The following is a 24881-nucleotide window of genomic DNA, read 5'->3' as shown; positions in this document are numbered from 1 at the left end:
GTGAGTGAACTGCGCATCGTCAATATCGAAAAACAATACGGATCGCTTCAGCAGACCGGAAGCCGTGCGTTTTCCTTGAAGCCGGTTGATTTGGCCATCCAAGAAGGCGAATTCTTCTCCTTGCTTGGCCCTTCCGGCTGCGGCAAGACGACGCTGTTGAAATTAGTAGCAGGATTGCTCGAAGCCGACAAAGGAGAATTGTGGATGGGGGATGCTGATTTAACGAGGGTGCCGCCGGAAGCTCGAAAGTTCGCCATGGTCTTTCAGCAGCCGCTGCTCTTTCCGCATATGACCGTGGAAGACAATGTCGCCTTTGGCCTGAAAATGCAGAAGTCCGGCAAAAAAGAGCGCATCGAACGCGCCCGAAATATGCTTTCCCGTGTGGGTCTGGAAGGATACGGCCGCCGTTTTCCAAATGAATTGAGTGGCGGCCAGCAACAGCGGGTAGCGCTGGCACGGGCTCTTGTCACGAATCCCCGTCTGTTGCTGATGGATGAGCCGTTCAGTGCGCTGGACCCAAGCCTCCGCGAAGAGATGAGGGAGTTGCTCGGGCGCATCCAGAAAGAGCTCCGGGTCACAGTGGTTTTTGTGACCCATGACCGCGAAGAAGCGTTTCATCTGTCAGACCGCATCGGGATCATGAGCGAAGGAGAACTGCTGCAAGTCGGCACGGCTAAAGAGCTGTACGAACAGCCCGCCAGCACAAAAGTTGCCTCGTTCTTAGGGATGAAAAATATCATTCCGGGCGCCATCTCGGAAGGCCGGTTTGCAGCAACATCCGCCGGCGTTGATTTTCCAGCTGCAGAAGCCGGCTTGACCGGACCGGCTTTTTTGATTCTTCGGGCAGAAACGCTGCAGCTGATGAACAGCAATGCCCAAACTGTCCGTAAAGACCGGTGGAATTTTGAAGGCATTGTCCAAAGCCTGCGGTTCAACCACGGATTTTATACATGCAAAGTAGAGATGGGCGGCCTGGAGCTTGAATGCAGCCTTTCCGGCCAGCAAGTGCAAAGCATTTCAAGGGGCCAGACCGTTCCGTTGGCAGTGGATTTAAAAGACATGTATTGGGTGGCACAATAAACTTCAGAACCACAAAAAGGGATCCTTCTTGAATTAAAGCAGAAGGAACCCTTTTTATATTTATCATTTTTTAAATATTGCAAATGTTTATTGCTTATTTTTGAAAGCGCTTTTATAATGTAAGTGACATCAAATGTGCCGTGCTGGAACAATTGTAAGCGGACGGAACATTTTTAGAAGCACTGCGCTGATTTACACGAATAGGAGGGGGAGTGAACGTGAAATTAGACAAAGAATTGGCGTTGATCAACGTGGATGCGGCTTCCAAGGAAGAAGTGCTGGAACTGCTCGGAAACAAACTGCTGGATAAAGGATTTGTAAAAAAAGGGTTTGTAGGCAGTGTCCTTCAGAGGGAAGCGTCCTACCCGACAGGTTTGCCGACTCAGCCTTACGGGGTTGCGATTCCACATACCGATGGAGATATGGTCAACGAATCGAAAATCGCTTTTGCATCCTTGAAAAATCCGGTGAGGTTTACGGCCATGGGGCAGGGAGATGTGGAAGTGGAAGTGAAGCTGGTGTTTATGCTGGCGTTGAAAAACCCGGCGGACCAATTGGAGACGCTGCAAAAGCTGGTCGGCTTATTCCAGGATCCGGAAACCGTGTCCCAATTAGCGGGCGTGAAAGATGCAGAGGAACTGAATGGACTGGTCGCAAGCAAGGAGTAGAAGTGAATCGCAAAAAAAGGGTAGAACGCAAAAAAATTGAATTAAGGAGGGAACACGATGGGGTTTCTGCAATGGTTTGTTGATCTGGGTGCCACAGTCTTACTGCCAATCTTAATTTTCATTTTTGCACTGGCTCTGGGAACAAAACCGGGGAAAGCACTCCGTGCCGGGATTATTGTCGGCATCGGGTTTGTCGGAATCAACCTGGTCATCGGGTTGCTGGTGGACAGCCTCGGGCCGGCAGCTCAGGCGATGGTCGACAATTTCGGGTTTAACTTGAGCACAATCGATGTCGGTTGGCCAGCAGCTGCAGCGATTGCGTATGGAACGTCTCTCGGCAGTCTGGCAATTCCGCTTGGCGTCGGCGTCAATATCCTATTATTGACGTTCGGTTTGACGAAAACCTTGAACGTCGACATTTGGAACTTCTGGCACGTCGCATTAACCGGTTCGCTGGTTTACGCTTTGACGAACGATTTTTGGCTCGGCATCCTGACCATCATTGTGCATTTGCTGCTGCTGTATCTTATGGCGGATGTATTGGCCAAATACATTGAACGCTTTTACGGCTTCCAGAACATCACGTTTCCGCACGGGACTTCTGCGCCGTCGGCTTTTCTGGCGATTCCGATGAACTGGGTATTTGACCGGATTCCGGGTTTCAATAAACTGGAGGCAGATCCGGAAACCATTCAGAAACGGCTCGGCATTTTAGGGGATTCGACGATCATCGGGGTGCTGATTGGGATCCTGATTGGGATCCTGGCCGGTTATGACATTCCGGGCATCCTGCAACTCGCCATCCAGACCGGTGCCGTCATGGTATTGTTGCCGCGCATGGTGGCGCTGTTGATGGAAGGATTAACTCCCGTGTCTGAAGCAGCGGGCGCATTTGTTAAAAAGCGCTTCCCGGGCCGAGATTTGTACATCGGCATGGACAGTGCCCTGGCAATCGGCCATCCGGCAGTTTTGTCATCGGCGTTATTGCTGATTCCGATTACGATTTTCCTGGCGGTGCTGCTGCCTGGGAACTCGGTGCTGCCGTTTGCTGATCTGGCCTCGATTCCATTCCTGATTTGCTTGATGGTACCGATTTTCAGAGGGAACATCATCCGAACCGTTATCGGAGGCGCTGTCTATATCGGAATCGGTTTGTATATTGCCACTTGGATTGCGCCGCTGTTTACAGAAGCGGCCATCGCTTCCAACTTCGATATGGGAGAGAACACCAGCATTTCCTCGTTGATTGACGGAGCGGTATGGACGACCTTCCTATTCGTATGGATTCCGAAAATTCTCAGCTGGTACGGCATGTCGGCACTCGGCTTGCTCATTCTGTTCGGCTTGATTTACCAGAACAAGATCAAGCCGAGACGCGATCATCCAAATACAGAAAAACTGAAAGATGAAAATGAAACAGTGGAAGGGAAGAGGGTTTAAATGAAAAAATTATTGATTATGTGCGGAACGGGCATTGCGACATCGACCGTTGTAAAAGGCAAAGTGGAAGAATGGTTGAAAGAAAACAACTTAAGCAAGGAAGTGAAGATTTACCAGTCCAAGGTCAGCGACGAAATCAACCGGATCGATGAATACGATGTGGTGCTGTCAACCACATTGGTGCCGGATAAAATCCGCGACAAAGTTATTGACGGCGTTCCGCTTCTGACGGGCATCGGCATTGACACCATGTATGAAAAGGTATTGGCAGAGATTAAGCGATAAAATAAAAAACGCAGAACAAACGATAGCCTCTTATTATTCGTTGATGGATTCTTTAGTGAATGCATTTAGACGAAAGAATAAGAGGCTATTTTATATATCTCTATGACAAACATACTGGTCTTTTTGACAAATATACTTGTCAAATTGAAAGGTATATTATACACTTCTGTTAAGAGGTGAGCTTATGAGAACGAGATTGAAGGAATTGCGTGCACGCGATGGACTTAATCAGACAGAGCTGGCGAAACGGGCGAAAGTTTCCAGACAGACCATTAGCTTGATTGAACGGGAAGAATTTATACCTTCTTTGCTTATTGCCGTCCGGATTGCCAAAATTTTTAATGAGCCGATTGAAAATATTTTTATATTCACAGAGGAGGAAGTGGAATGAAACAAATCTTTCAAACACTGGTTGGCGGAATCGTGGGCTTTTTTGGAATGTATTTTGCATTGTCCTTGGACTTCACGAGTGATTTTTCAATTTTCGGATTGGAACTGACGCTGTTTATAACCGGAATTGCTGTATTGCTGCTGGTTTTTACTATGGTGACCATCCAACGGGTTAAGAGAAAAGCAAAGCTTCAGTTAAGAGGCGAAGAAGAAGACGAACTTGATTCGAAACAATACAAAAGCTTCAGTGACATCACTTTAGGTTCCGTTGTGGCAATGGTGCTCAGTGTGGTGGCTACAGCAATTGCCGTTATTACCGAACAGCCAATATGGGTGGTGGTGGCAGCCGGTGCAACATTGATCGGTGCTATCGTGATTTCGATCATCACCCCGGGACTGATCAAGTTGATTTATCCAGAACGCGACTTGCCAAAACCAGGGGAGAAGGATTACGCCAAGAAGTTACTGGCGGTTTCAGATGAAGGAGAACGGCACGTCATGTTGGAAGGCCTGTACCGTACACATAACACCATGAATCTTGCTTTATTTATAGCGTTGCTTTTGTTGATGATCTACTCCGTCAGCACTGGGGTTTCTCAATTATTCGCGATTTTCGTCGTTGCGCTTATTCTGATCATCGCCAACGTCCAATACACTTTCTCGATCCGCAATAAAATATAAATTGAAAAGAAGCAGCGACGGCGTAGCACATGCAGTTGGTGCTTTTAAAATCAACCTTTTCCGTGTGTTAGTATTAGGCCAGGTGTTTATTTAAAAGAGGATGGGAACCTCTTGCAGAAACTGGCTAAATTCCTAAGGGCTTAGTATATTGGAAAAAGAACAAGTTTTTAGGACCAAAAAGGGGAGAATAATTGATGAGATTTGGCATTATCGGAACAAACTGGATTACCGACCGGCTGCTTAAAGCGGCAAAAGATTTACCTGAGTTTGGTGTAGGGGCTATTTATTCCCGTACGGAAGAACGAGGCCAGGAGTTTGCGGAAAAATACGGCGTGGAAGCCGTCTATACGGATATGTCCGAGATGTTCCAAAGTGGAAAAATCGATGCGGTTTACATTGCATCCCCTAATTCGTTTCACGTGGAACAAAGTCTTTTAGCGTTGGAGCATGGCATTCACGTGCTATGCGAAAAGCCGGCGGTGATTTCTGAAGCGGAGATGGAGCGCATCATGGAAGCTTCCCGAAAACACCAAACTACATATATGGAAGCGATGAAATCGACCGTTGCGCCGACTTTCCTGAATTTGAAAAAGAACCTGCATAAGATTGGTCCCATCCGGCGTCTTGTGTTCCATTTCAACCAGTATTCTTCCCGCTACGACAAGTACAAAGAAGGCATTATTGAAAACGCCTTTAAACCGGAATTCGGGAACGGCGCAAAAATGGATCTTGGGGTCTATTGCATCGCGCCAATTATCCATCTTGTCGGCGAACCGGAAAACGTCCTGGCGAATAGCTATTCCTTGTCAACGGGAGCAGACGGGCAAGGCAGCATGATCCTGGCCTATAAGGAATTTGAAGCAATTGTCATGTATTCGAAAATCACTGACTCGTATGTGCCGTGTGAAATCCAGGGCGAAGAAGGCGTCATCGAAATCAATAAAATCAGCGACCCGCGCCAAGTCATCATTAAATACCGCGATGGCCGGACAGAAGACCTTTCCATTCCACAGGAGTATGAAACGATGTATTACGAGTTGAAGGAATTTATGGACTGCGTAAAGGCTGGCCAAGTGGAATCGGCCATCAATACACATGATATTTCGCGGCAGGTTGTCAAACTGCTTTCATAGTGCCGGTCCAACAAAGTTGAGCTATCCTGGAAATAATATTTTTGCCGAATAGACAATCGCAGTCACCGTAGCAATGCTGAATACAGTAGACATCAGTACAGCTTGAGCAGCGTATTCGGGATGATTTCCATATTCCAGAGCGAAGAGAGAACTGTTTCTGGAAGTCGGAAAAGAGCTGGCGATGAATAAGGCCTGTGCTGTAGTCCCTTCAAGATCCAAGCTCAAAATCACTATGATGGCGATAACCGGGGAAAGGATCAGACGGCCAACGATACTTAAAATCAGCGGCAACGAAAACCGGATCAGCTTAAGCGATGCGCTCTGTGCGCCGAGTGTAACTAAAGCTATTGCCAGAAATGCATCAGCTAAATTTTCAATCGGCGTCCAGATAAAGCCTGGAATCTGGATGGATAGAGAGTGGCAAAGAAGGCCGGCCAAAAAAGCGTAGATGACCGGATTTTTCAGGAAAACCTTCATTGCCTGCAGCCCCTTGGTATTGACCGATACGGAATTATACAAGCCGTATGTATAGGTAAGCAGATTCTGAAAAATCAAGACGATAATCTGAATGGACAGCCCCAACGGGTTTTGATGGAAGACCAGCTGGCTGATTGGCAAGCCGAAATTGCCGGAATTAACGAGAACTACGCTGTTTTTAAAGGTCGCGGAGAGGCTGTTATCGAATTTAGCCGCTTTTGCTATCCCGGCACTCAAAGCCATCAGACAAAGGCTTTGGAGGATTAAAAAGCTGAGGACATGAAACAGCGTATGGGCATCTATTTCATTCTGATAAATATTAACAAAGCTCAGAGCCGGCATTAAAAGATACGTATTCAATTTTGCCAATGTATTCATATCCAGTGAATAGCGGATATGAAGAACAGCACCTGCACCAATCAGCAGAAAGACCGGCAAAATGACGTTGACGATAATGAGCAATAAAACTTCCATATGCGGTTCTTCCCTTCCGAAAAAGCGATCAATGCTTCTGGCTTCTAAGTTATCCATCTTATTTGGAGTTCTGCTATTAATCATAAGGCGATTAAGAAGCTAATTAAAATACCAATAGTAGATGGATAGGCATAGAAAAAAGGAATAGCGGAAGGCAGAAAAATGACATCAATGACATCAAAAAAGAGCGGGGAATAAATCTCCGCTCTTTTTATAATTGATTTTTAAAATCGATTGTCTGCACAAATTGAATAAATTCTTTAGCTGCTTTCGATTGAAGAGCTTCTTCATGGTAAAGCAGCCATGTTCTTCTTACTAACGGATTTCCAAATTCGTCCTTCAAGTTGATTTGATGAAGGCCTTCCGAATGTTCAACAAGGACACTGGGAAGAATGCCGTACCCGAGGCCATTCAATACCATTTCTTTGCAGGTGTCTGCTTTGTCCACTTCCATTCCAAGCAGCGGCGGCTTTGAAAATGTACCGCTCCACCAATGATCGATCATCTTTTTTAAAAGACTGTCTGTTTCATACTCAATCCTCGGCAAAGAAGGAAGATCGTGGAGACCTATTTTTTCTTTCGACACGATGCAAAGATTTTCTTCAAACAAAAGATGTTTTGGGCCGGGCCAGTTATAATCGCCGCGTACAATTCCGGCATGTACTTCCTGATTATAGACAAGGTTAAACACGTCACGGCTCCAGCCTGTATGCACTTTATAATTCACTTTCGGGAATTGTTCTCCAAATAGTCTGAGTAGGACGGGGAGTTTATGCCGGGTGATATAGTTTGAAACGCCTAACCGTAAAGTGCCGCTGACTTCCTCACCCATGCTCAGGATATGGTCCTTAATCCGGTAAAGGCGCTCGAGCATTTCATCTGCGCATTTTGCCAGGTATTCGCCTTCTGTGGTAAATTGGACGCCTTTCGCCCCGCGGACAACAAGAGTCCGTCCGTATTCCTGTTCTATTTGCTGAATTCTTTTAGTTAAAGAAGGCTGAGAAATATACAAACTTTCGGCCGTTTTCGTGATGTTCTTTTTTTCATATAGCACTTTTAAAATAAGCCAGTCACGTTCGTTCATTGCTTCTTCCCCTTACTTCTTATGGCATCCTCGCCTATACCGAAACATTACCATATCAGAGCCGGAAAAAGAGAGGGAAAAGACATTATTCATCTGCTTGCCAAATTTTTTTCTTTAAATAGCGGAAAATTTAGTCAATTATTCTGTTTCCTTAGTATAGTATAGAAAAAGCTTCTTTATCGGCAGAAGATCACTTTATCAGATGTCCAATCCTATGGGAGGAAAAAGAATGGGAGCCATCTTATTGGAATATGCTTGGGTCCTGCTGGTTCTGGTGGGGCTGGAAGGAATTCTGGCTGCAGATAATGCGGTCGTCATGGCAGTGATGGTCCGGCATCTGCCGGGGGAGCAGAAAAAGAAAGCCCTGTTCTACGGGTTGGCTGCCGCTTTTATCTTCCGGTTTGCCGCTCTTTTTATGATTACGCTTTTGGTGGGCGTCTGGCAGATTCAGGCACTCGGAGCAGCTTACTTATTATTCATTGCATTTAAGCACATATACGACCAGCGGAAAGGGCAGGGAGACGGCACGATCCTGAAAGTGAAGAAAGGTTCGGGTTTTTGGACCACAGTATTAAAAATCGAAATCGCGGATATTGCCTTTGCCGTCGACTCGATGCTGGCCGCTGTTGCCTTAGCGCTGACTTTGCCGCATCTGGGTGAAACGAATATCGGCGGCATCAATGCCGGACCGTTTGTGGTCATGCTGAGCGGAGGATTGATTGGCGTGGTCATCATGCGGTTTGCGGCGCATAAATTTGTCCAGCTGCTCGAAACTTATCCGCAGCTGGAAACTGCCGCTTTCATCATCGTCGGTTGGGTCGGCGTCAAGCTCTTGGTCATGACCTTGTCCCATGAAAAAATCCATGTCCTGCCCCATGATTTTCCGCATTCATTCGCCTGGACAGCCATTTTCTGGAGCGTTCTGGTCGGAATCGTGGTTGTGGGTGCCTGGGTAGGATTAAGGAACAATAAAGAATAGCGTTCTTTCGGTAGAAGCAGGCGGGGGGCAACATGGTTTGGTTTCCCGTCCGAAAAGGGTAGAATGGAGGCATATCAGTTCAGAGGAGAGGGTTTAATGGACAGCATCATTTTTGACTTGGACGGAACGCTGTGGGACTCGCGGGAAACCGTCGTCATGGCATGGAACAAAGCGATTGAGCAGAACGACAAAATAGATCATACGCTGACAAAGCAGCACTTGAAAGAAACGATGGGGCTGCAGATGCATGAAATCATGCAAAAGCTGTTTCCGCATCTGAATGCTGAGATGCATAATGAACTCATTCAGTCCTGCGGGGAAATCGAAGGCGATTTTATCAGCGAACGGGGCGGTGTTCTTTATGAGAACCTGGAAGACGTGCTCCGTGCCTTATCGGAGAAATACAGATTGTTCATCGTCAGCAATTGCCAGGAAGGTTATATTGAAGCCTTCTATGACTATCACGGCTTAGATAAATACTTCCAGGACTTTGAGAACCCGGGGCGTACCGGGCTGTCAAAAGGAGAAAACATCAAGCTGATTATGGAACGCAACGGCTTGAAAGATTCGGTGTATGTCGGAGATACAGCGGGGGACCGGAAAGCGGCCAAAGACGCGGGCATTCCTTTTGTCTTTGCGAAATACGGTTTCGGCGAAGTAGAGGATTACGACTACGCCATCGATGAATTCAATGAGCTATTGGAAATATTTTAAGCGATAACGCGGGTTGTTTGAATACACCCTAATAAACGAGAAAGGTGCTGAAGCTTTTACGCTTCAGCACCTTTTTCATTTGCTTACCTATTAATAATTCGTCCAGGACTTCTCGTAAATCCCAATCAGATTCGGCCGGATCAGCGAATTGGGTTCCAAGGCGATGAGCTTGCCGTTGCCGTCTTCGATTACGGCATCTTCGTCTTTCCCAAACGCAGTGAGTGCCGGCAGCAGATCTGTGGTCAGATACTCTGTGTCTTCAATGATTCGGAGGCCTTCCGCCTGCACTTCAGAACGCGATGCCAGCACGTAGCCCCATCCGCCGAAACTTGGAATGTCGGCGTGGAGGTTTTCCGTCTGAAGGCCGGTTGACTGGATTGTCTTATCGATGGTCCAGTACACTTGCGGCGCAAATACGGGGCTTGTTGCCTGGACCATCATGGCGCCGTCGGGCTGCAGATGGTTGCGGGCAAGCGAGTAGAATTCCGTCGTATACAGTTTGTTGAGCGATTCGTTGTTCGGGTCGGGCAAATCGATGATGATGACGTCATAGAAGCCGTCAGCGCTCTCAAGGAAGCGGAACGCATCCTCGTTGACCACATGGACTTTCGGGTTGGAGAGGGAACCGCCGTTCAGTTCCGTCAGCAAATGATTGGTCTTTGCGAGTTCGGTCATTTTCGGATCCAGGTCGATCAAATCGACTTGTCCAAGATCGTCATATTTCAACAGTTCGCGGACCGCCAATCCGTCGCCGCCGCCAAGAACCAGGACGCGGTCGTGGCGGGCAGCTGCGGCCATCGGAGGATGGACGAGAATTTCATGGTAGCGGTGTTCGTCCAGCGAACTGAACTGCAGCTGTCCGTCCAGATACAGGCGGGTATCGCCTTGCTGCTTCGTCAAAATGATTTTCTGGTAAGCGGTCTGCTCGGAAAAAATCACCGGATCTTTGTAGAGCTGCTGCTCAAAATGGAATGCCGCCTGTTCACCGAACAAAGCGCCGACGATCAAAATGGCCAGGAAAAAAACGCCGAATGCAGCATGGAGCTTGAACCGTTTGAGTTCGTGCTTAAAGCGGAAGACAATCCAAAGTGCGACTGCCACGTTGATCAGAGCGACGAGAAAAGACGTTTTCACCAGACCGAAATAAGGGCGCAGCAAGAACAAAAAGAGCAGCCCGCCGACAAGACCGCCGGCATAGTCGGAAAACAGCACTTTGGCCGCGCTTTTTTGGAGAGATACCCCGATTTCATTCGCTTTTCGGATCAAAATCGGCAGTTCCACCCCAGTCAAAGAACCGACAATCAGGATGACGCTGTACAAGAACAGCGAACCTGTGCCGGGCGGCAGGTAAGCGGTAACGCCAAACAGCAGCATCGCCGAAAAGCCGCCGATGATGCCGATGGAATATTCAATCCAGATGAACGACGCAATCAAATGGCGCGTCATTTTCTCGCTGATATACGCGCCAATGCCCATGCCGGTTAAAAAAAGAGAGATGGTGAGCGTATACTGCTTCACACCATCTCCTAAAATGTAGGAACCAAGCGCTCCGAATAATACTTCAAAGATGATGCCGCAGATGGAAACAATCCCGGATGCATAGTAAATCGCCCGGCTTTGCCGGACGGATTCTTGTTCTAATCCCATTCAAAACACCGCCTTATGTAATCGAGGCGCCGATGACGAACGCCAATCCAACTGAAACGGCGAATGAAATGATGCCTACCGCCGTATTGCGTTCTTTCAACTGGACTTCCACTGAAAAGCGGGGAGTCAGCAGTTCGAACAGGAAGTAAGCGATGAATTGCAGAAGCAATCCGAAAAGCCCCCAGACGACGGTTTCCAAAATGGTGTCATTGTGCAGGATGGAAAACGTAAGGATGATACAGGTACCGATAATTTTTCCGGCAATCGACAAAGCGACTGCCGTATTGTTTTCTTTGATTTCTTCCCAGTCCTTGTATTTTCTGGTCAATAACTCGAAAATGACCAATCCAACAAGAACCACAGCAATCGCTGCGAGGAAATACAAAAAAGTCAGTAAGAATGAATTCACGGGTCAAGCTCCTTTGCTATGATTTATTTTCCAACACCCGGTCCGCCGCCGCGGAATGTCGAACCGCGTCCAGTGGTAGCTGAAGGAATGGAATTATAACCGCCTCCGCCCGAATAGCATCCACCGCGTGCACAGCGGGTTGCCTGCGACTGGTTCCAGCCGGATCCGAACCGATTGCTTAAAAGAGACCCAAGCAACATCCCTGAGAAAAAGCCGGGATTATAATGGGTTCGGACAAATTCCTCATCTGCCACTTCTACCAGCGTAGTGCCGGGATTGTCCGGGTCCTCTGTCAATATGATGAAATCATCATCATAGACCAGTACTTGCCGGCCTTCGATTTCTTCACCGACTTGATCCGGTTCCTGCGCTTCACTTAACTCTGCCACCGTGCCGGCCAAATCTTTATCGGACCGGTACAACATGGCGCTGCTGTTTGAGCCGCTGTCACTTTGAACGGCATTGACAAAGGTATAATTGTTTTCCACGTAGTCCTCTGCTTGCGACAGGCTGCTGCCGCATGCCGACAAGAAGAGCACTGCAGCCAATAGGCCCGTTAGCCATTTCTTTTTTTTCATTGCTCGCACACTCCAAATGAACGGGAACGGCCTGCCCGCAGAAGAGCAGACCGCAGTTCGTTATTCTTTTCCAAGCTGTTTTTTAAGCGCGGCCAGTTCATTGTCTACTGAGCTGCTTTTTTTAAGGTCTTCAAATTCATCATCCAGGCTGCGGGAACCAGAACGCATGTCTTCAGATGTCTCGGCTTCCGCTTCCAGGTGCATGACTTTTTCTTCCATCCGCTCAAATCCTTGCCGCGATTCATCGCTTCCGACGGAGCTCATGGTGCGGTTGATTTTCGTCCGCGTTTTCGCAGATTCGGCGCGCGCTTTTAAGGAATCTTTTTTAATTTGCATTTGTTCATATTCACGTTTCATTTCCGCCAATTTTTCGCGCAGCACTGCCGAATCGCTTGCTGCCCGTTCGTGGGCTTCTTTCATGGAATTCGCCTGAACAACATGGTTCTGCTTGTCTTCGAGCGCGCGGCGGGCCAAGTCCTCATTTCCGGCTTCGACCGCTTCCACGGCTTGCTGCTGGCGTTTTTCGACCATGCTGCTGGCATCATCGTATTTCTTTTTCAATATTTTTTCATTGGCTAACTGTTTGGCGACGGCCGTTTCGGCTTCCCGGATATCCAATGCCATATCCCGCATAAACTGATCCAGCATTTTTACCGGATCTTCCGCCTTATCAAGTGCGGCATTTAGTTCGGATTCAACATAAGTTTGTACACGCTTGAAAAATTGAAACATATTCTCTCCTCCAGTTTTGTTAGCTTCCCGCCAGAATGGTGACTTCGTATTCTTCAATTTCATAGCCTTTGCTGACTTCCACTTCGCTGCCCCAAACTTCCACGGATAAATACGACTCTCCCGCTTCATCCAAGTATTCGTAATAGGCCATTTCTGCCCCGTTTACATTTTCGCTGCGGCCGAATGAAGTGACGTAGGCGCGTCCTTGTTCTTCAAGAAAATACGTTTTTCCATCGTAGCTGATTTCCTTTTTGCCGGGTTCGAGCCCCGGAATCCGGATCTTTTCGTAAACGCCGACTTCAAGTTCGTCATCCATTTCCACGCTTAGCCAGATGTTTTTTCCGGCAGACGCCAATTGAAAAGCGTCCCATGTGTAGCCGCTGTCGTTGTAATGGATTTTTCCGACCACTTCGTAGTCCATCAGGTCATACGTTACAAAATCTTTAACCTGCAAATTGCGCAATGTCCGCTTTTCAACGGCCGGCCCTTTTTTGTCTTTTTCTGTCCCGTAAAATAAACGGCTTAAAAATCCCATCTTCTCACCTCATTTAAAAATACGAGCATACCATAAAGAAGTTTCATTTTTTAGAATATAACAGATTCTGACAGTGAATTAAAGCTGGAATACCCTTTTTGCCTGCATAAAAAACGGAACCAATTTCGCTTTTGTTTACCCCATCCAAAGGTAAAGTAAGCCTGTGCCGGCCTCATATTGAAGAAAAAAAGCCGGCCCCGTTTTGCGGATGCCGGCTTTTACTTGCAGATCGTCAATTTCGTTATTTTTTTACAATAAAGCTCAAATGCCTGCCGCTTTTCTTGTCTTGGCGATAAGAAAAGCCATCGGGGCTTTCAAAAGTGCAGGTGCGGTCGATGTGAATGCGGTTGCCCGGAATGCCGGCGAGTTCACACTGCTTTTTGACGGTCAGCTGATTGTCGATATGGTATTTGCCGCTTGCTTCATTGAAATACATGAAGTCTGCTGCATAGCCGAGATTCTTGAATTTCATATAGACGTCTTCGTCCACTTCAAATTTCTCCTGGCTGAGCGCAGCGCCAAGCTGAACGTAAAAATCTTCCGGGCTGCATTGTTCTTCCTGCTTCAAATGCTGGAACAGCTTCAACGTAATTTCTTTGACCGTTCCTTGCCAGCCGGAATGGACGACTCCGATAAGGCCCTTTTTTTCGTGGAAAAACATCACCGGAACGCAGTCGGCAGAAAAGCTCGCCAATAATAAGTCGGGTTCATATGTATACAAGGCGTCCGTGTCTGCAATGGCGGTTTCCTGGCGCTCGGCACCGCGCCCTTTGTCAGCCGTCGTTGCCCGGTGGAAATTCGCGCTGTGCGTTTGATGGGCACAGACAAAATCATTCAGCCCAAGGCCCAAAGAAGCCGCTAATTTTTCACGGTTTTCCACAATTTGAGCCGGATTTTCACAGACATGGAGCGCCATATTGTTCCCTTCGAATTCGGCCGGGTCTTTAAGCGTCATGCCGGCCGTGAATTTTTCGTTGTCCAGATAAATTGTTGTTTTCATCTGATCAGCCTCCTTTTTCTATCATACCGTTTTCGTGCGGATTGGGGATGTTTCAAAAAAAGGTTTTGAAACTTGTACCCTTGCGGTCAGTTTTTTAACAATGGCCCGCAACTTAAGGCCCAAGGAATAGATTGACCCGCTTTTTTCAAGGGTATATGATAAAAATAACATTTTACAGTTTTTTTGAAAAAGGATAAAGACAGGTATGAAAGCGTCTATATTTTGAATGTGTTCTATTTAACGAGTTTGTTTGCAGCCATACCAATGACGAACAGGGGGCCAAAAAATGACTACGAAAGAATACATGAAAAACCTGATCAAAGACCCGAACATCGCCTCAATTACACCAACTTCGAAGGTTGGTGTGCAGAAAGTGTGCGGAAAAATGGACCTCACCAAGAAAGTGATCATTATTGAATACGGACCGGCTACCGGTGTGTTCACCGATTATCTGCTGGCACACATAACAGCCGATTCCATGATCATCGCGATTGAACAGAATGAAAATTTCGTGGATTACTTAACCAAAAACACGAGAGACGAACGCTTAAAGGTTCACCATGACAGTGCAGAAAATGTACATAACATCGTCAAGCAGTACGGGCTTGGAAAAGTGGATTATGTGATTTCAGGCATCCCGTTTTCATTATTGGATGAAGAAGTCCGGGAAGACATTGTGAAAAGGACCAGCCATGTGTTAAAGCCAGGCGGAAAATTTCTGCCGTATCAGACTTTTTTCCAGAAAGACGAGCACCTGATGGTTTATTTGCAGGATTACTTTTCCGAAGCGCACGATAAATACCTCCTGCGCAACCTCCCGCCAATGCGGCTTTATGAAGCGATAAAATAATAAGAGGTTCGAAACGGCGGGACTGCGGCAGCGGCCTGCCTGTTTTATTTGTCCGGCCAGCCTCCAGGGGTAAGGCGCGAAAGCTTCAAAGTGAAATCAATGGGTGTATACTTAAAAGGTGAACTTGAAAAAATTAGGACAAACGACAGAGCTCTCTGGAGAGCTTTTTGGAGGAAAAAAAGATGTATAGCAATATAAACGTAGAACAACTGATACCGGTCATTGAAAACCGGAGCATGACGCTTATTGATGTCCGGTCGCCATCTGAATATAAGAATTTCTCCATTCCGGGAAGCATCAATATTCCTTTTTTTGATGATGCGGAACGGGCCGAAGTGGGGACGCTGTATAAACAAGTCAGCATAGACGCGGCAAAAGAACGCGGGTTGGATATCATTTCAGCGAAATTGCCGGAATTTATCCGCGCCTTCAAAAAAATTGAAGGCGACAAAGTGGTATTTTGCTGGCGCGGAGGCATGCGCAGCAAAACGACCGCAACGCTCCTGAGCTTGATGAACGTCCACGTCAGCCGCCTGGAAGAAGGCATCCGTGCGTACCGGAAATGGGTTGTGGCCGAACTGGAAACAATGCAGGCGCCTGAAAAAGCGTTTGTTTTGAATGGCTATACCGGGGCAGGAAAAACCCGGATTCTGAAGGCATTGGAGAAAGAAGGCTATCCGGTGATTGATTTTGAAGGGATGGCCAACCACAAGGGATCGATTTTCGGCCAGATCGGCCTGGAGCCGCACAACCAGAAAGTGTTCGATTCCTTGCTGGTCCACCGGTTGAGAGCGCTGAAAGACGTCCCGTACGTATTGTTTGAAGCAGAAAGCCACCGCATCGGCAAAGTGGTGATCCCACCGTTTTTATGCGATTTGAAAAACAGCAGCCAGCAGTTGATCGTCGACATGCCGATGGAAGAGCGGGTCAAGGAAATCCTTCTGGATTACCGGCCAACCGAACACCAAAGCGAGTGCATGGAAGCGTTCCAATTGATCAAGTCGCGCATCCATGTGCCGGTCGCCAAACAGATCGAAGAAGATTTGGAAAGCGGTGATTTCGCATCGGCCATCCAATTGCTGCTCGAACATTATTACGATTCCCGCTACAAACATACCAGCCTTCAATATCCGGATTCGCAGAAACAATTTTTGCCGGTCGGTAATATCGAAGAAGCTATCCAGATCGTGAAAGACAAGCTTCCGCAATTGAGCGGAAAAAACAAGCAAATGCAGCCAAGCAAATAAAGCGGTCTCTCCGGCGATAAAAAGAAGCTGTCGGAAAGGTGCAGGAAATGTCTGCTTTGCCAGAAGGTTTCAGCTGTGAAAATAAGATTGACAGATAAAATTTATCAATGTAGACTATGAAAAACACGAATTGAATATGACCTCACACTTTTTGTGGTGAGGTAGAGGCGCAACGTTTAACGGTCCTTAGCGGAGTTTGAGAAGATGATGATTCTATGGAGAAGGAAATGTTGCCGAAGTGTGGAATGGCTCTCACCATTTCATGCTGGGTCTGCAGTTAATAGCTGCAGGACTGTCACACTGGATTTCCCGATCCATTGTGAAGTGCTATCTCATCCAGGGACGAAGAAGAGGATTTAGGGCAACTATGTATATTGCGATCTGAGTCTACCTCAGATCTTTTGTACAGCGTTGCCCTTTTTGCATATTCAATTGCCGTAATGAAGGGGAGATTTTAGTGATGAAGAGAAAAATGGCGTTCTTATCAACGATATTCTTATCAACAACGTTGCTGCTGTCAGGGTGCGGATCAGGAGGAGAATCCGGAAGCGGAGGATCTTCGGAAGAATCGGATACTTTTAAGGTAGGGATGGAAGCTGCATATGCACCGTTCAACTGGACGCAAGGAGATGACTCCAACGGCGCTGTAAAAATTTCCGGGAACGCTGAATATGCAGGCGGTTATGATGTGGAAATAGCCAAACGAATCGCTGAAGGCATGGGCAAGGAATTAGAAATCGTAAAAACGGAGTGGGATGGTTTAGTGCCAGCTTTGACTTCCGGGAAAATTGATGCTATTGTCGCCGGCATGTCTCCAACAGAAGAACGGAAAGCAACGATTGACTTTACAGAGCCTTACTATACATCTGAGTTGGTAATGGTCGTTAAAAAGGGCGGGGAATATGAAGGCGCAACTTCGCTTTCGGATTTCAGCGGCGCTAAAATTACTGCCCAATTGAACACATTCCATTATTCGGTTATTGACCAAATCGATGGCGTATCGAAAGAAACTGCAATGGATAGTTTCCCTTCCATGCGGGTAGCGCTGGAATCCGGTGTCATTGACGGCTATGTGTCCGAGCGGCCGGAAGCAGTGAGTGCTTCTGCTGCAAACAAAAATTTCGCTATGGTGGAATTTGAAGACGGGTTTGAAACCTCTCCGGACGATACAGCAGTTGCGGTAGGGCTTGAAAAAGGCAGTGACCTGGCAGAACAAATCAATGAAACATTGGCGGGCATTTCGGAAGAAGAGCGCCAGGAAATTATGGATGCTGCAATTCAAAATCAACCAGCCGCCCAATAAAGATTAGGTGTTCCGGCTGCATCTGCATGTAGCCGGTTTTAACTATTTTAGGAGGAAAACAATGAGTTTAGATTGGGTTATCACCATACTTACAGATAATTGGCCCATGTTCCTGCGCGGAGCAGGAATGACCTTATGGATTTCAGTGGTCGGCACGTTGATCGGGGCCGCCATTGGATTGATTATCGGTATTATTCACACCATTCCAATGCCGGAGCGGGGAATGAAAAAAATCACCTTGAAAATCATCAACGGGCTTCTTTCCGCTTACATTGAATTTTTCCGCGGAACGCCGATGATTGTTCAGGCCATGGTTATTTTCTATGGCTCTGCTATGGCTTTCGGCTTTGATATGGATGTCTTTACTGCCGCTATATTCATTGTCTCCATCAATACAGGAGCGTATATGGCAGAAATCGTCAGAGGCGGAATTATTTCTGTCGATAAAGGGCAGTTTGAAGCGGCGCAGGCTATTGGGATGAATCATTTCCAAACGATGATCAATGTAGTGTTGCCGCAGGTAATCCGCAATATTTTACCGGCAACCGGCAACCAGTTTGTCATCAATATCAAAGATACAGCTGTATTGAGCGTTATCGGGGTAACCGAGCTGTTCTTCCAGACCAGAACGGTTTCAGGGAACAATTTCCGGTATTTCGAATCGTTTTTCATCGCCTGTATTTTGTACTTCATCATGACCTACACGATTACTTTGCTGCTGCGCAGACTTGAACGGAAAATGGAAGGCCCGAGCAACTACAGCATGATTGGCGGTCTGCCGATGCAAGTGGTAAACCCGGAAGACCCTTCGCATAAAATCAAAGAATAGCCGTGTGAATAAGCAAACATGGAAGAGGAGAGCTTATGGAAAAAGTAATTGAAATTCAGCATTTAAGTAAATCCTTTGGTACGCATGAAGTGCTAAAAGACATCGATTTTTCCGTACAAAAAGGGGAAGTGGTCTGTGTCATCGGTTCATCAGGATCCGGCAAGTCGACACTTCTGCGCTGCATCAACCTGCTTGAAAAACCAAGCGGCGGAAAAATTATCTATAACGGAGAAGACATTCTGGGTGACCGTCACGACATCCATGCATACCGCACAAAACTTGGAATGGTGTTTCAGCAATTCAACTTGTTCAACAACCACAATGTCTTAAACAATTGCGTAGTTGGACAAGTGAAAGTGATGAAACGCCGAAAAGAAGAAGCGGAAAAAGTAGCGATCAAATATTTGAATGTAGTTGGGATGGACCAGTACGTCAACGCCAAAGCCCAGCAGCTCTCAGGCGGGCAAAAACAGCGGGTGGCGATTGCGCGGGCACTGTCAATGGAACCGGACGTCATGCTATTTGATGAACCGACGTCAGCGCTCGATCCGGAAATGGTGGGGGAAGTGCTGAAAGTCATGAAGGACTTGGCGAAAAGCGGGTTGACTATGCTAATCGTGACACATGAAATGGAGTTCGCGAAAGAAGTGGCTGACCGCGTCGTCTTTATGGATAAAGGGGTCATTGTCGAAGAAGGGCCGCCTGAACAAATCTTCAATCAACCGCAAAAAGAGCGGACGCGCGAATTCTTGAAGCGCACCTTAAGATAAAGGATAATTTCCGTGCCTTAAAAACAAACCCTCTGACAACAGGCTATGCCTGTTTTGTCAGAGGGTTTGTCATGTCTGAAACTTTTTCTATTGGAAGTGTATTTGTTTTGAAATAACTGAAGAGGATACATCCGCCAATCACCACGGCGCTGCCCAGCAACTGGGCTCGCGTCATTTGTTCGCCAAGAATGAAAAACGCCAAAACGGCGGTGAAGACCGGATTGAAGTTCAGGAACAAACCGGATGTGGTCGCGCCCAATTTTTTGACGCCGATGTTCCACAGCACAAAACAGACAACGGTCGAAATGACGCCGGTGTACAAAAGGGAGTAGACAAAAGAAGCGTTGACGTTCGTCACTGTAAAGTCCGTAAGATTAAACGGCAGCAGCACTAAAACGCCGAAAGCGCCGGAATACAAAGTCGCCATGGCCGGCGAAGTGGAGGCCATTGCCCATTTGCTGCAGACCGAGTAAAGGCCCCAAACCGCAACGGCTGCCAGCATGTACAAATCGCCTTTGTTGAACTGCATTGAAAACAATAGCGCCGTGTTTCCTTTTGTCAGCACCAGAATGACGCCAAACAGCGACAAACCCATCGCAGCGAGCTGCAGCGGACGGATTTTCTCTTTTAGCAGGAACGCTGAAAAGACCGCAATGGAAAGCATATTCAAAGTGGAAATCAAGCCGATATTGGAAGCGGACGTATGCTCCAAGGCGATGAATTGCAGGATGTTAAACAAGGAAACTCCCGTGATTCCCATCAATGCCAATGGCAGAAGCGCCTTCCGCGGCGGAACAATCTTTTTCTCTGTCAGCCAAACGAGCGGAATCAGGCAAAGGACCGCAATCATCCAGCGCAGGCTGGTCAAAGTGATCGGAGACGCGTGGCCAATGAGCCATTTGCCCACCACGAAATTGCCTGCCCATAAAAAACTGGTAAGCAGCAATAATAAACAATAGAAATAACGCATGCACAACATCCTTTCAGCCTTTGGAGGCAAGAGAAAAAACGGTTTATTGATATGAATAATTTTATCATTTACGAGCCTAAAACTGATTGGTATTCTGTAAGAGATCGGATATTTGAAATTTATTAAAATAAAAGAATGTGTTATCTTTAAATTATTCATGTAAGAGTTGAAAAATCTATACCCAGTAAAAATAATGAAAGGAGGGGAAAGCGGTGGAATCGATCGTCCGCAAAGTGCTCGACCCAACAGATATCGAGATTTTGGACATTTTGCAAAAACAGGCAGACTTGAACAATACGGAAATCGCGAAACGGGTGAATTTGTCGTCTCCTGCTATCCACTCCCGGATCAAGCGGCTGGAGAGCGAAGGTTACATCAGCCGGCAAGTCGCCATACTGGACCAGGAAAAGCTCGGTTTCGATTTACTGTGTTTTATTTTCATCAGCACGAATCTCCATCAGGCGGAAGAACTGAACACATTGGAAAATGCCTTGCTGGAAATGCCGGAAGTGCTGGAATGCCAGTGCATCACCGGGGAGTACGATTATTTGCTGAAAGTCGCAAACCGGAACCGCGGCGATTTGCAGGCGTTCATTCGGAAGTTGAATGAACTCGGCGTCACTAAGATCCAAACCAATTTGGCGCTTCGGGAAGTCAAGTATTCGACGGTCTTGCCGATAAAGGCAACCGATTGAAAAAGGAGGCACAAGATGAAAGAAGCACAGGCATTTGCAAAGCAGTACCAAAAAGAAATGGGCTGGAGCATCGAAGACGGCGATTATGAAAAAAATCGGGCTTCGCTATTGAACAACTATATGCTGCTGACGACGGAAGTGGCCGAAATTGCGGAAGAACTGCGCAAAGCGTTTAACCTGACTTATAACTATGTACAGAATGGCATGGAGGAAGAAGAGGCGTTCCGCTTGGCAGCGGGAACCATAAAAGAAGACATCGGCAAAGAAATGGCCGATTGCCTGGCTTACATCATGAAGTTTGCGAATTTCTTTGACATTGATTTGGAAGAAAGTTTCTACGGCAAGATGGAAGAAGTCAGAAATCGGCAAAACAAAGATGCGTCAGCCAAAACAACTTCATAAAAAAAGCAAAGCCCGCTTTATTTGCGGACTTTGCTTTTTTATTTTTTCAAGTGAAAAGGCACTGTGATGACGATCAAATTCTTCCGGAGCAGCAAAGCGGCCCGGATGAGAAATCCAGACTGGTTATGGAGGATATTCTGCCACCCTCTTTTAGGAATAAATTGAGGGATGACCACAGTCACCCGGTAATGCAGTTCGTTGGCTTTGTGCTCGACTGTATCGATAAACTTCATCAGCGGATGAATCACGCTCCGGTAAGGCGAATACAGCGTCGCGAGCCGGACATCGGGCTGCCACTGTTTCCACTTGGCTTCAAATTTCTTTTCATCTTCTTTATCGAAGGCGATGTAAACAGCGATAATTTGATCCACTTTCAATGAACGGGCATAGTCGATGGAAGTCTGCACGACTTGCGTGATGCCGGCCACCGGAATGATCATGACATTCCCTTCAACCGCTACTGCTCGGGCCCGGTCCGAAATCCGCAGCTGTTCCGCCACCGCCAGGTAATGGCTCTTGATCCGGTAAAAAACATACAGGATGATCGGAAGGAAAACAAGGACCGGCCACACTTGCGTGAATTTCGTCAGGAAAAAGATGATGGTGACGGTAAAGCAGATCAAAGCCCCTGCTGAGTTGATGGCAAACTTCAGTTCCCAGCCTTTCGGTTTTTCGCGGATCCACTTCATCATCATTCCGGTCTGGGACAATGTGAACGGGATGAAAACCCCGACGGCATAGAGCGGAATCAGTTGTTCTGTATGTCCGCCGAATGCCACAATCAGCAGGATGGAAGCCAGCCCCAGAATCAGAATCCCATTTGAGTAGCCCAGCCGGTCGCCGCGGACCATAAACATTCTTGGGATGAATTTATCGGTCGCCAAATTGACCGCCAGTAAGGGAAACGCAGAATAGCCGGTATTGGCTGCCAAAATCAAAATCAAGGCGGTTGTCCCTTGAACGAAAAAGTACAGGAAGTTGCGGCCGAATGTCTCTTCGGCAATTTGGGAAACTACGGTCACTTCCGCAAGCGGTGAAATGCCGTAGTAATAAGCAAGAAAAACAATTCCTGAAAACAGCAGCCCCAATAGAATTCCCATGGCTGTCAAGGTTTTGGCGGCATTGACAGGAGCAGGATCTTTAAAATTGGGAATGGCATTGGAAATCGCTTCGACCCCTGTCAGTGCGGAACTGCCTGAGGCAAATGCGCGCAGCAGGATAAACAAACTGATGCCCGCGACAGGCGCGCCAAGCTGAGGATGCAGATCAGCAGGCACCGTGCCGGTCAGGATCTGATAAATGCCGACGCCGATCAAGACAAAAAGCGCCAGGACAAATAAATAAACCGGGTATGCCAAAATCGAAGCCGATTCTGTTACGCCCCTTAAATTCAAGAGCGTAAGAAACACCACAAACGCAACAGCTATTGCGACGTTATGGCCATGCAACCCTGGAAAAGCAGAAGTGAGCGCATCCGTTCCGGCCGAGACGCTAACGGAAACGGTCAATATATAATCGACCAGCAAAGAACCGCCGGCAATCAGGCCGGGATTGGTGCCTAAATTTTCTTTCGACACAATATACGCTCCGCCGCCGTGAGGGTAGGCGAAAATAATTTGCCGGTACGACAAAATCAGTACCGACAACAGCACCAACACGGCACAGGCGATCGGAATCGAGTACCAAAATGCCGTGGCGCTGACAGTGATTAAAACAATCAGGATTTGCTCCGGCCCATAAGCTACAGAAGAAAGCGCATCGGAAGAGAGAATTGCCAAGGCTTTCTTTTTATTGAGTTTTTGTTCGCCCAGCATGTTGGATTTTAACGGCCGTCCAATAAAGAATCGTTTGATTGCAGAGACCATGATGTACACCTTCCATTTTTTAAGTATGTGACTGTAACTAGTTTTTCTGTTAGTTTATCGTGTTAGTGGCGTCATTCTAATTTTTTTCATCCCGGCTCTCCTGCGATGTTTGAACGGTTCCTCTTGCTAAAAGCAGGCATAACAAAAAGACCTGCATTTTTTTCGGAATTTTTTTGCGCTGTACAAAAAAGCATCCCGAATAAAGGGGTCCTTGGACCTCCTTCGCTTTAGCCGACGAAGTTAGCTGACGGGCAGGATGGCGAAAGAGTTGCTCTCATCCCTTCTGCAAAACCGCAGAATTAGCCCCAATAAATTGGTTCCTCCGTTCCTTTTTCAAGGATTAGGCCGAGGTATTTAGTTCTCGATGAACGTTATTCTACTCCGCTTTTTTAAAAAGTCAATATTAATATATTGAGGGAAATAAAGAGCGGGAAATTGTAAAAAGGACCTGCTTGGAAGCAGGTCCTTTCCTGTACAGCTGGCAAAAATTAATCTTCATAAGTGTAGCGCTTTTTTAATTCTTGCAGTTCCTCCATTAATTCCTGGCCAATTATTTCTTCGTATTCTTCGTATAACGGTTTGAGTCGTTCCATCCACTGCCGCTGCTCCGCTTGGGACAATTCGTGGATTTCGATGGAAGAATTTTCTTTGATAAGAGCGAGCTGCTCTTCGTTCAGCTTTTGTGCATTTTCATCGTTCCAAGCGGTGGTTTCTTCCATCGCTTCCAGCAGGATTTGCTGGGTGTTGTCGGATTGCCGGTCCCAGACATCCTGGTTCATCATGACGGCATATCCCAAATATCCGTGGTTGGTGATTGTCATATGCTTTTGAACAGTATAGAATTTCCTCGAGTAGATATTGGAAATGGTGTTTTCTTCACCGTCCACTTTTCCTTCTTCAATCAATTTAAATGTCGAGTTAAACGATTCCTGCTGCGCAATGGCACCCAGCATGCCAAACTGTGCCTGGATGATTTTGCTTTGCATAATACGGAAATTCTGGCCAGCGAGGTCTTCCGGTCTGATTACGGGACCTTTATTGGTCGTAATTTGTTTAAAGCCGTTAGGCCAGTGCGCAAGCCCTTTGATCCCTTCTTTCTGTAGCGACTGCAGCAGCTTTTCGCCAATCGGACCGTGTACGCCTTCCGTAATCGCGTCATATTCCGAAAAAGCGAAGGGAAGATCCAGCACGCCCCACTCTGGAGAAAGCATATCGAGTTTTGAAGTAGAAGGGGCAATCATATGAACCTGTTCATCTTTTAACGCATTGATTTCTTCAATATCGGAATATAAACTGCCGTTAGGGAAGACTACAATCTGAATGGTGCCATTGGATTTTTCATCAACAAGTTCGGCGAATTTGGCTGCCGCCTGTCCTTTAGGGGTCTTCTCGGCAACTACGTGGCTAAACTTGAAAATGAGCTGGCCGTTTAAGCCCTCCTGGTCGTCATCGTAAGGCGGTTCTGCTTGAGGGAATAAGTTTTGATAGCCCAGGTAAACCACAAGCACAATGCTGATGCTCAAAAAGAGCACAGCAATTGAGGATTTCTTCATAGCGGACCTCCTTGTAGAAACTTCAATCAGCAGAGGCTGCAACCCTTACTGTTCGTTATAGTTAAGAAAAATCTTTACTGTAAGCATAATC

The 24881-nt window shown here is 47.0% G+C and carries 27 protein-coding genes and 2 riboswitches; of the genes, 16 read left to right on the top strand and 11 right to left on the bottom strand.

The window, feature by feature from the left end:
• From BLQ32_RS03115 to BLQ32_RS03085, 7 genes are all read left to right on the top strand, one after another.
• On the top strand, positions 1 to 1080 hold the full coding sequence (locus BLQ32_RS03115; RefSeq protein WP_074509058.1) for an ABC transporter ATP-binding protein: 1080 nt from the start codon (positions 1 to 3) through the stop codon (positions 1078 to 1080).
• A 218-nt stretch (positions 1081 to 1298) separates the two neighbouring features.
• The gene (locus BLQ32_RS03110) at positions 1299 to 1748 is read left to right on the top strand and encodes a PTS sugar transporter subunit IIA (RefSeq protein ID WP_175557062.1); all 450 of its coding nucleotides are present in this window, start codon (positions 1299 to 1301) and stop codon (positions 1746 to 1748) included.
• A 57-nt stretch (positions 1749 to 1805) separates the two neighbouring features.
• Positions 1806 to 3188 (top strand): PTS galactitol transporter subunit IIC, encoded by a 1383-nt coding sequence (locus BLQ32_RS03105; protein WP_074509056.1) that lies wholly within the window; start codon positions 1806 to 1808, stop codon positions 3186 to 3188.
• The gene (locus tag BLQ32_RS03100; RefSeq protein ID WP_074509055.1) at positions 3189 to 3473 is read left to right on the top strand and encodes a PTS sugar transporter subunit IIB; all 285 of its coding nucleotides are present in this window, start codon (positions 3189 to 3191) and stop codon (positions 3471 to 3473) included. It begins immediately after the preceding gene.
• A gap of 184 nt (positions 3474 to 3657) precedes the next feature.
• Positions 3658 to 3864, top strand: a complete 207-nt coding sequence (locus tag BLQ32_RS03095; protein ID WP_074509054.1) for a helix-turn-helix transcriptional regulator — start codon at positions 3658 to 3660, stop codon at positions 3862 to 3864.
• The gene (locus BLQ32_RS03090) at positions 3861 to 4544 is read left to right on the top strand and encodes a DUF3169 family protein (RefSeq protein ID WP_074509053.1); all 684 of its coding nucleotides are present in this window, start codon (positions 3861 to 3863) and stop codon (positions 4542 to 4544) included. The genes BLQ32_RS03095 and BLQ32_RS03090 overlap by 4 nt, the downstream gene beginning before the upstream one ends.
• Positions 4545 to 4738: 194 nt before the next feature.
• On the top strand, positions 4739 to 5677 hold the full coding sequence (locus tag BLQ32_RS03085; protein WP_074509052.1) for a Gfo/Idh/MocA family protein: 939 nt from the start codon (positions 4739 to 4741) through the stop codon (positions 5675 to 5677).
• 21 nt (positions 5678 to 5698) lie between these two features.
• Here the strand turns inward: BLQ32_RS03085 and BLQ32_RS03080 are convergent, their stop codons facing one another.
• Positions 5699 to 6628: an AEC family transporter gene (locus BLQ32_RS03080; protein WP_074509111.1), complete on the bottom strand. Its 930-nt coding sequence runs from the start codon at positions 6626 to 6628 to the stop codon at positions 5699 to 5701.
• A 211-nt stretch (positions 6629 to 6839) separates the two neighbouring features.
• Positions 6840 to 7712: a LysR family transcriptional regulator gene (locus BLQ32_RS03075; RefSeq protein WP_074509051.1), complete on the bottom strand. Its 873-nt coding sequence runs from the start codon at positions 7710 to 7712 to the stop codon at positions 6840 to 6842.
• 229 nt (positions 7713 to 7941) lie between these two features.
• On the opposite strand from BLQ32_RS03075, the gene BLQ32_RS03070 reads away from it, so the two are divergent.
• Complete coding sequence (locus BLQ32_RS03070; RefSeq protein ID WP_053166912.1) at positions 7942 to 8691, top strand: TerC family protein; 750 nt, start codon at positions 7942 to 7944, stop codon at positions 8689 to 8691.
• Between the two features lie 96 nt (positions 8692 to 8787).
• Positions 8788 to 9405 (top strand): HAD family hydrolase, encoded by a 618-nt coding sequence (locus BLQ32_RS03065; protein WP_036811017.1) that lies wholly within the window; start codon positions 8788 to 8790, stop codon positions 9403 to 9405.
• 90 nt (positions 9406 to 9495) lie between these two features.
• On the opposite strand, the gene BLQ32_RS03060 is transcribed toward BLQ32_RS03065, so the two are convergent.
• The 6 genes from BLQ32_RS03060 to pgeF form a co-directional block, all read right to left on the bottom strand.
• Positions 9496 to 11052 carry a polyamine aminopropyltransferase gene (locus BLQ32_RS03060; protein ID WP_074509050.1) on the bottom strand — a complete coding sequence of 519 codons (1557 nt, stop codon included), beginning with the start codon at positions 11050 to 11052 and terminating at the stop codon, positions 9496 to 9498.
• 13 nt (positions 11053 to 11065) lie between these two features.
• The gene (locus BLQ32_RS03055; protein ID WP_036811021.1) at positions 11066 to 11461 is read right to left on the bottom strand and encodes a DUF350 domain-containing protein; all 396 of its coding nucleotides are present in this window, start codon (positions 11459 to 11461) and stop codon (positions 11066 to 11068) included.
• Between the two features lie 23 nt (positions 11462 to 11484).
• Positions 11485 to 12039, bottom strand: coding sequence for a DUF4247 domain-containing protein (locus tag BLQ32_RS03050; protein ID WP_074509049.1), 555 nt, complete (start codon positions 12037 to 12039; stop codon positions 11485 to 11487).
• A 60-nt stretch (positions 12040 to 12099) separates the two neighbouring features.
• Positions 12100 to 12771, bottom strand: coding sequence for a PspA/IM30 family protein (locus tag BLQ32_RS03045; protein WP_074509048.1), 672 nt, complete (start codon positions 12769 to 12771; stop codon positions 12100 to 12102).
• A 19-nt stretch (positions 12772 to 12790) separates the two neighbouring features.
• The gene (locus tag BLQ32_RS03040; RefSeq protein ID WP_074509047.1) at positions 12791 to 13306 is read right to left on the bottom strand and encodes a DUF4178 domain-containing protein; all 516 of its coding nucleotides are present in this window, start codon (positions 13304 to 13306) and stop codon (positions 12791 to 12793) included.
• 241 nt (positions 13307 to 13547) lie between these two features.
• Positions 13548 to 14306, bottom strand: coding sequence for a peptidoglycan editing factor PgeF (gene pgeF, locus BLQ32_RS03035; protein WP_074509046.1), 759 nt, complete (start codon positions 14304 to 14306; stop codon positions 13548 to 13550).
• Positions 14307 to 14592: 286 nt separating this feature from the next.
• Here pgeF and BLQ32_RS03030 point away from each other — a divergent pair, with 286 nt between their 5' ends.
• The 5 genes from BLQ32_RS03030 (at position 14593) to BLQ32_RS03010 (ending at position 19305) form a co-directional block, all read left to right on the top strand.
• A complete protein-coding gene (locus BLQ32_RS03030; protein WP_074509045.1) occupies positions 14593 to 15156 on the top strand; it encodes a class I SAM-dependent methyltransferase in 564 nt (187 codons plus the stop codon).
• Positions 15157 to 15338: 182 nt separating this feature from the next.
• Positions 15339 to 16403, top strand: a complete 1065-nt coding sequence (gene mnmH, locus BLQ32_RS03025) for a tRNA 2-selenouridine(34) synthase MnmH (protein ID WP_074509044.1) — start codon at positions 15339 to 15341, stop codon at positions 16401 to 16403.
• Between the two features lie 154 nt (positions 16404 to 16557).
• A riboswitch (Lysine riboswitch) is annotated at positions 16558 to 16741 on the top strand.
• A 122-nt stretch (positions 16742 to 16863) separates the two neighbouring features.
• Positions 16864 to 17706 carry a transporter substrate-binding domain-containing protein gene (locus BLQ32_RS03020; protein WP_074509043.1) on the top strand — a complete coding sequence of 281 codons (843 nt, stop codon included), beginning with the start codon at positions 16864 to 16866 and terminating at the stop codon, positions 17704 to 17706.
• A gap of 61 nt (positions 17707 to 17767) precedes the next feature.
• Positions 17768 to 18535, top strand: a complete 768-nt coding sequence (locus tag BLQ32_RS03015; protein ID WP_074509042.1) for an amino acid ABC transporter permease — start codon at positions 17768 to 17770, stop codon at positions 18533 to 18535.
• Positions 18536 to 18570: 35 nt separating this feature from the next.
• Positions 18571 to 19305: an amino acid ABC transporter ATP-binding protein gene (locus tag BLQ32_RS03010; protein ID WP_074509041.1), complete on the top strand. Its 735-nt coding sequence runs from the start codon at positions 18571 to 18573 to the stop codon at positions 19303 to 19305.
• A gap of 43 nt (positions 19306 to 19348) precedes the next feature.
• On the opposite strand, the gene BLQ32_RS03005 is transcribed toward BLQ32_RS03010, so the two are convergent.
• Positions 19349 to 20275: a DMT family transporter gene (locus BLQ32_RS03005; protein WP_074509040.1), complete on the bottom strand. Its 927-nt coding sequence runs from the start codon at positions 20273 to 20275 to the stop codon at positions 19349 to 19351.
• Positions 20276 to 20487: 212 nt separating this feature from the next.
• On the opposite strand from BLQ32_RS03005, the gene BLQ32_RS03000 reads away from it, so the two are divergent.
• The gene (locus BLQ32_RS03000) at positions 20488 to 20970 is read left to right on the top strand and encodes an Lrp/AsnC family transcriptional regulator (protein ID WP_074509039.1); all 483 of its coding nucleotides are present in this window, start codon (positions 20488 to 20490) and stop codon (positions 20968 to 20970) included.
• A gap of 15 nt (positions 20971 to 20985) precedes the next feature.
• A complete protein-coding gene (locus BLQ32_RS02995; RefSeq protein WP_074509038.1) occupies positions 20986 to 21372 on the top strand; it encodes a MazG nucleotide pyrophosphohydrolase domain-containing protein in 387 nt (128 codons plus the stop codon).
• 38 nt (positions 21373 to 21410) lie between these two features.
• On the opposite strand, the gene BLQ32_RS02990 is transcribed toward BLQ32_RS02995, so the two are convergent.
• Positions 21411 to 23237: an APC family permease gene (locus BLQ32_RS02990; protein WP_074509037.1), complete on the bottom strand. Its 1827-nt coding sequence runs from the start codon at positions 23235 to 23237 to the stop codon at positions 21411 to 21413.
• Positions 23238 to 23451: 214 nt separating this feature from the next.
• A riboswitch (cyclic di-AMP (ydaO/yuaA leader) is annotated at positions 23452 to 23594 on the bottom strand.
• Positions 23595 to 23725: 131 nt separating this feature from the next.
• Positions 23726 to 24790 carry a TRAP transporter substrate-binding protein gene (locus BLQ32_RS02985; RefSeq protein WP_074509036.1) on the bottom strand — a complete coding sequence of 355 codons (1065 nt, stop codon included), beginning with the start codon at positions 24788 to 24790 and terminating at the stop codon, positions 23726 to 23728.
• Positions 24791 to 24881: the final 91 nt, after the last annotated feature.

This window comes from Planococcus glaciei, assembly GCF_900099655.1.
GTDB classification, from domain to species: domain Bacteria; phylum Bacillota; class Bacilli; order Bacillales_A; family Planococcaceae; genus Planococcus; species Planococcus glaciei.
This window is presented reverse-complemented; position numbering and strand designations above follow the sequence as displayed.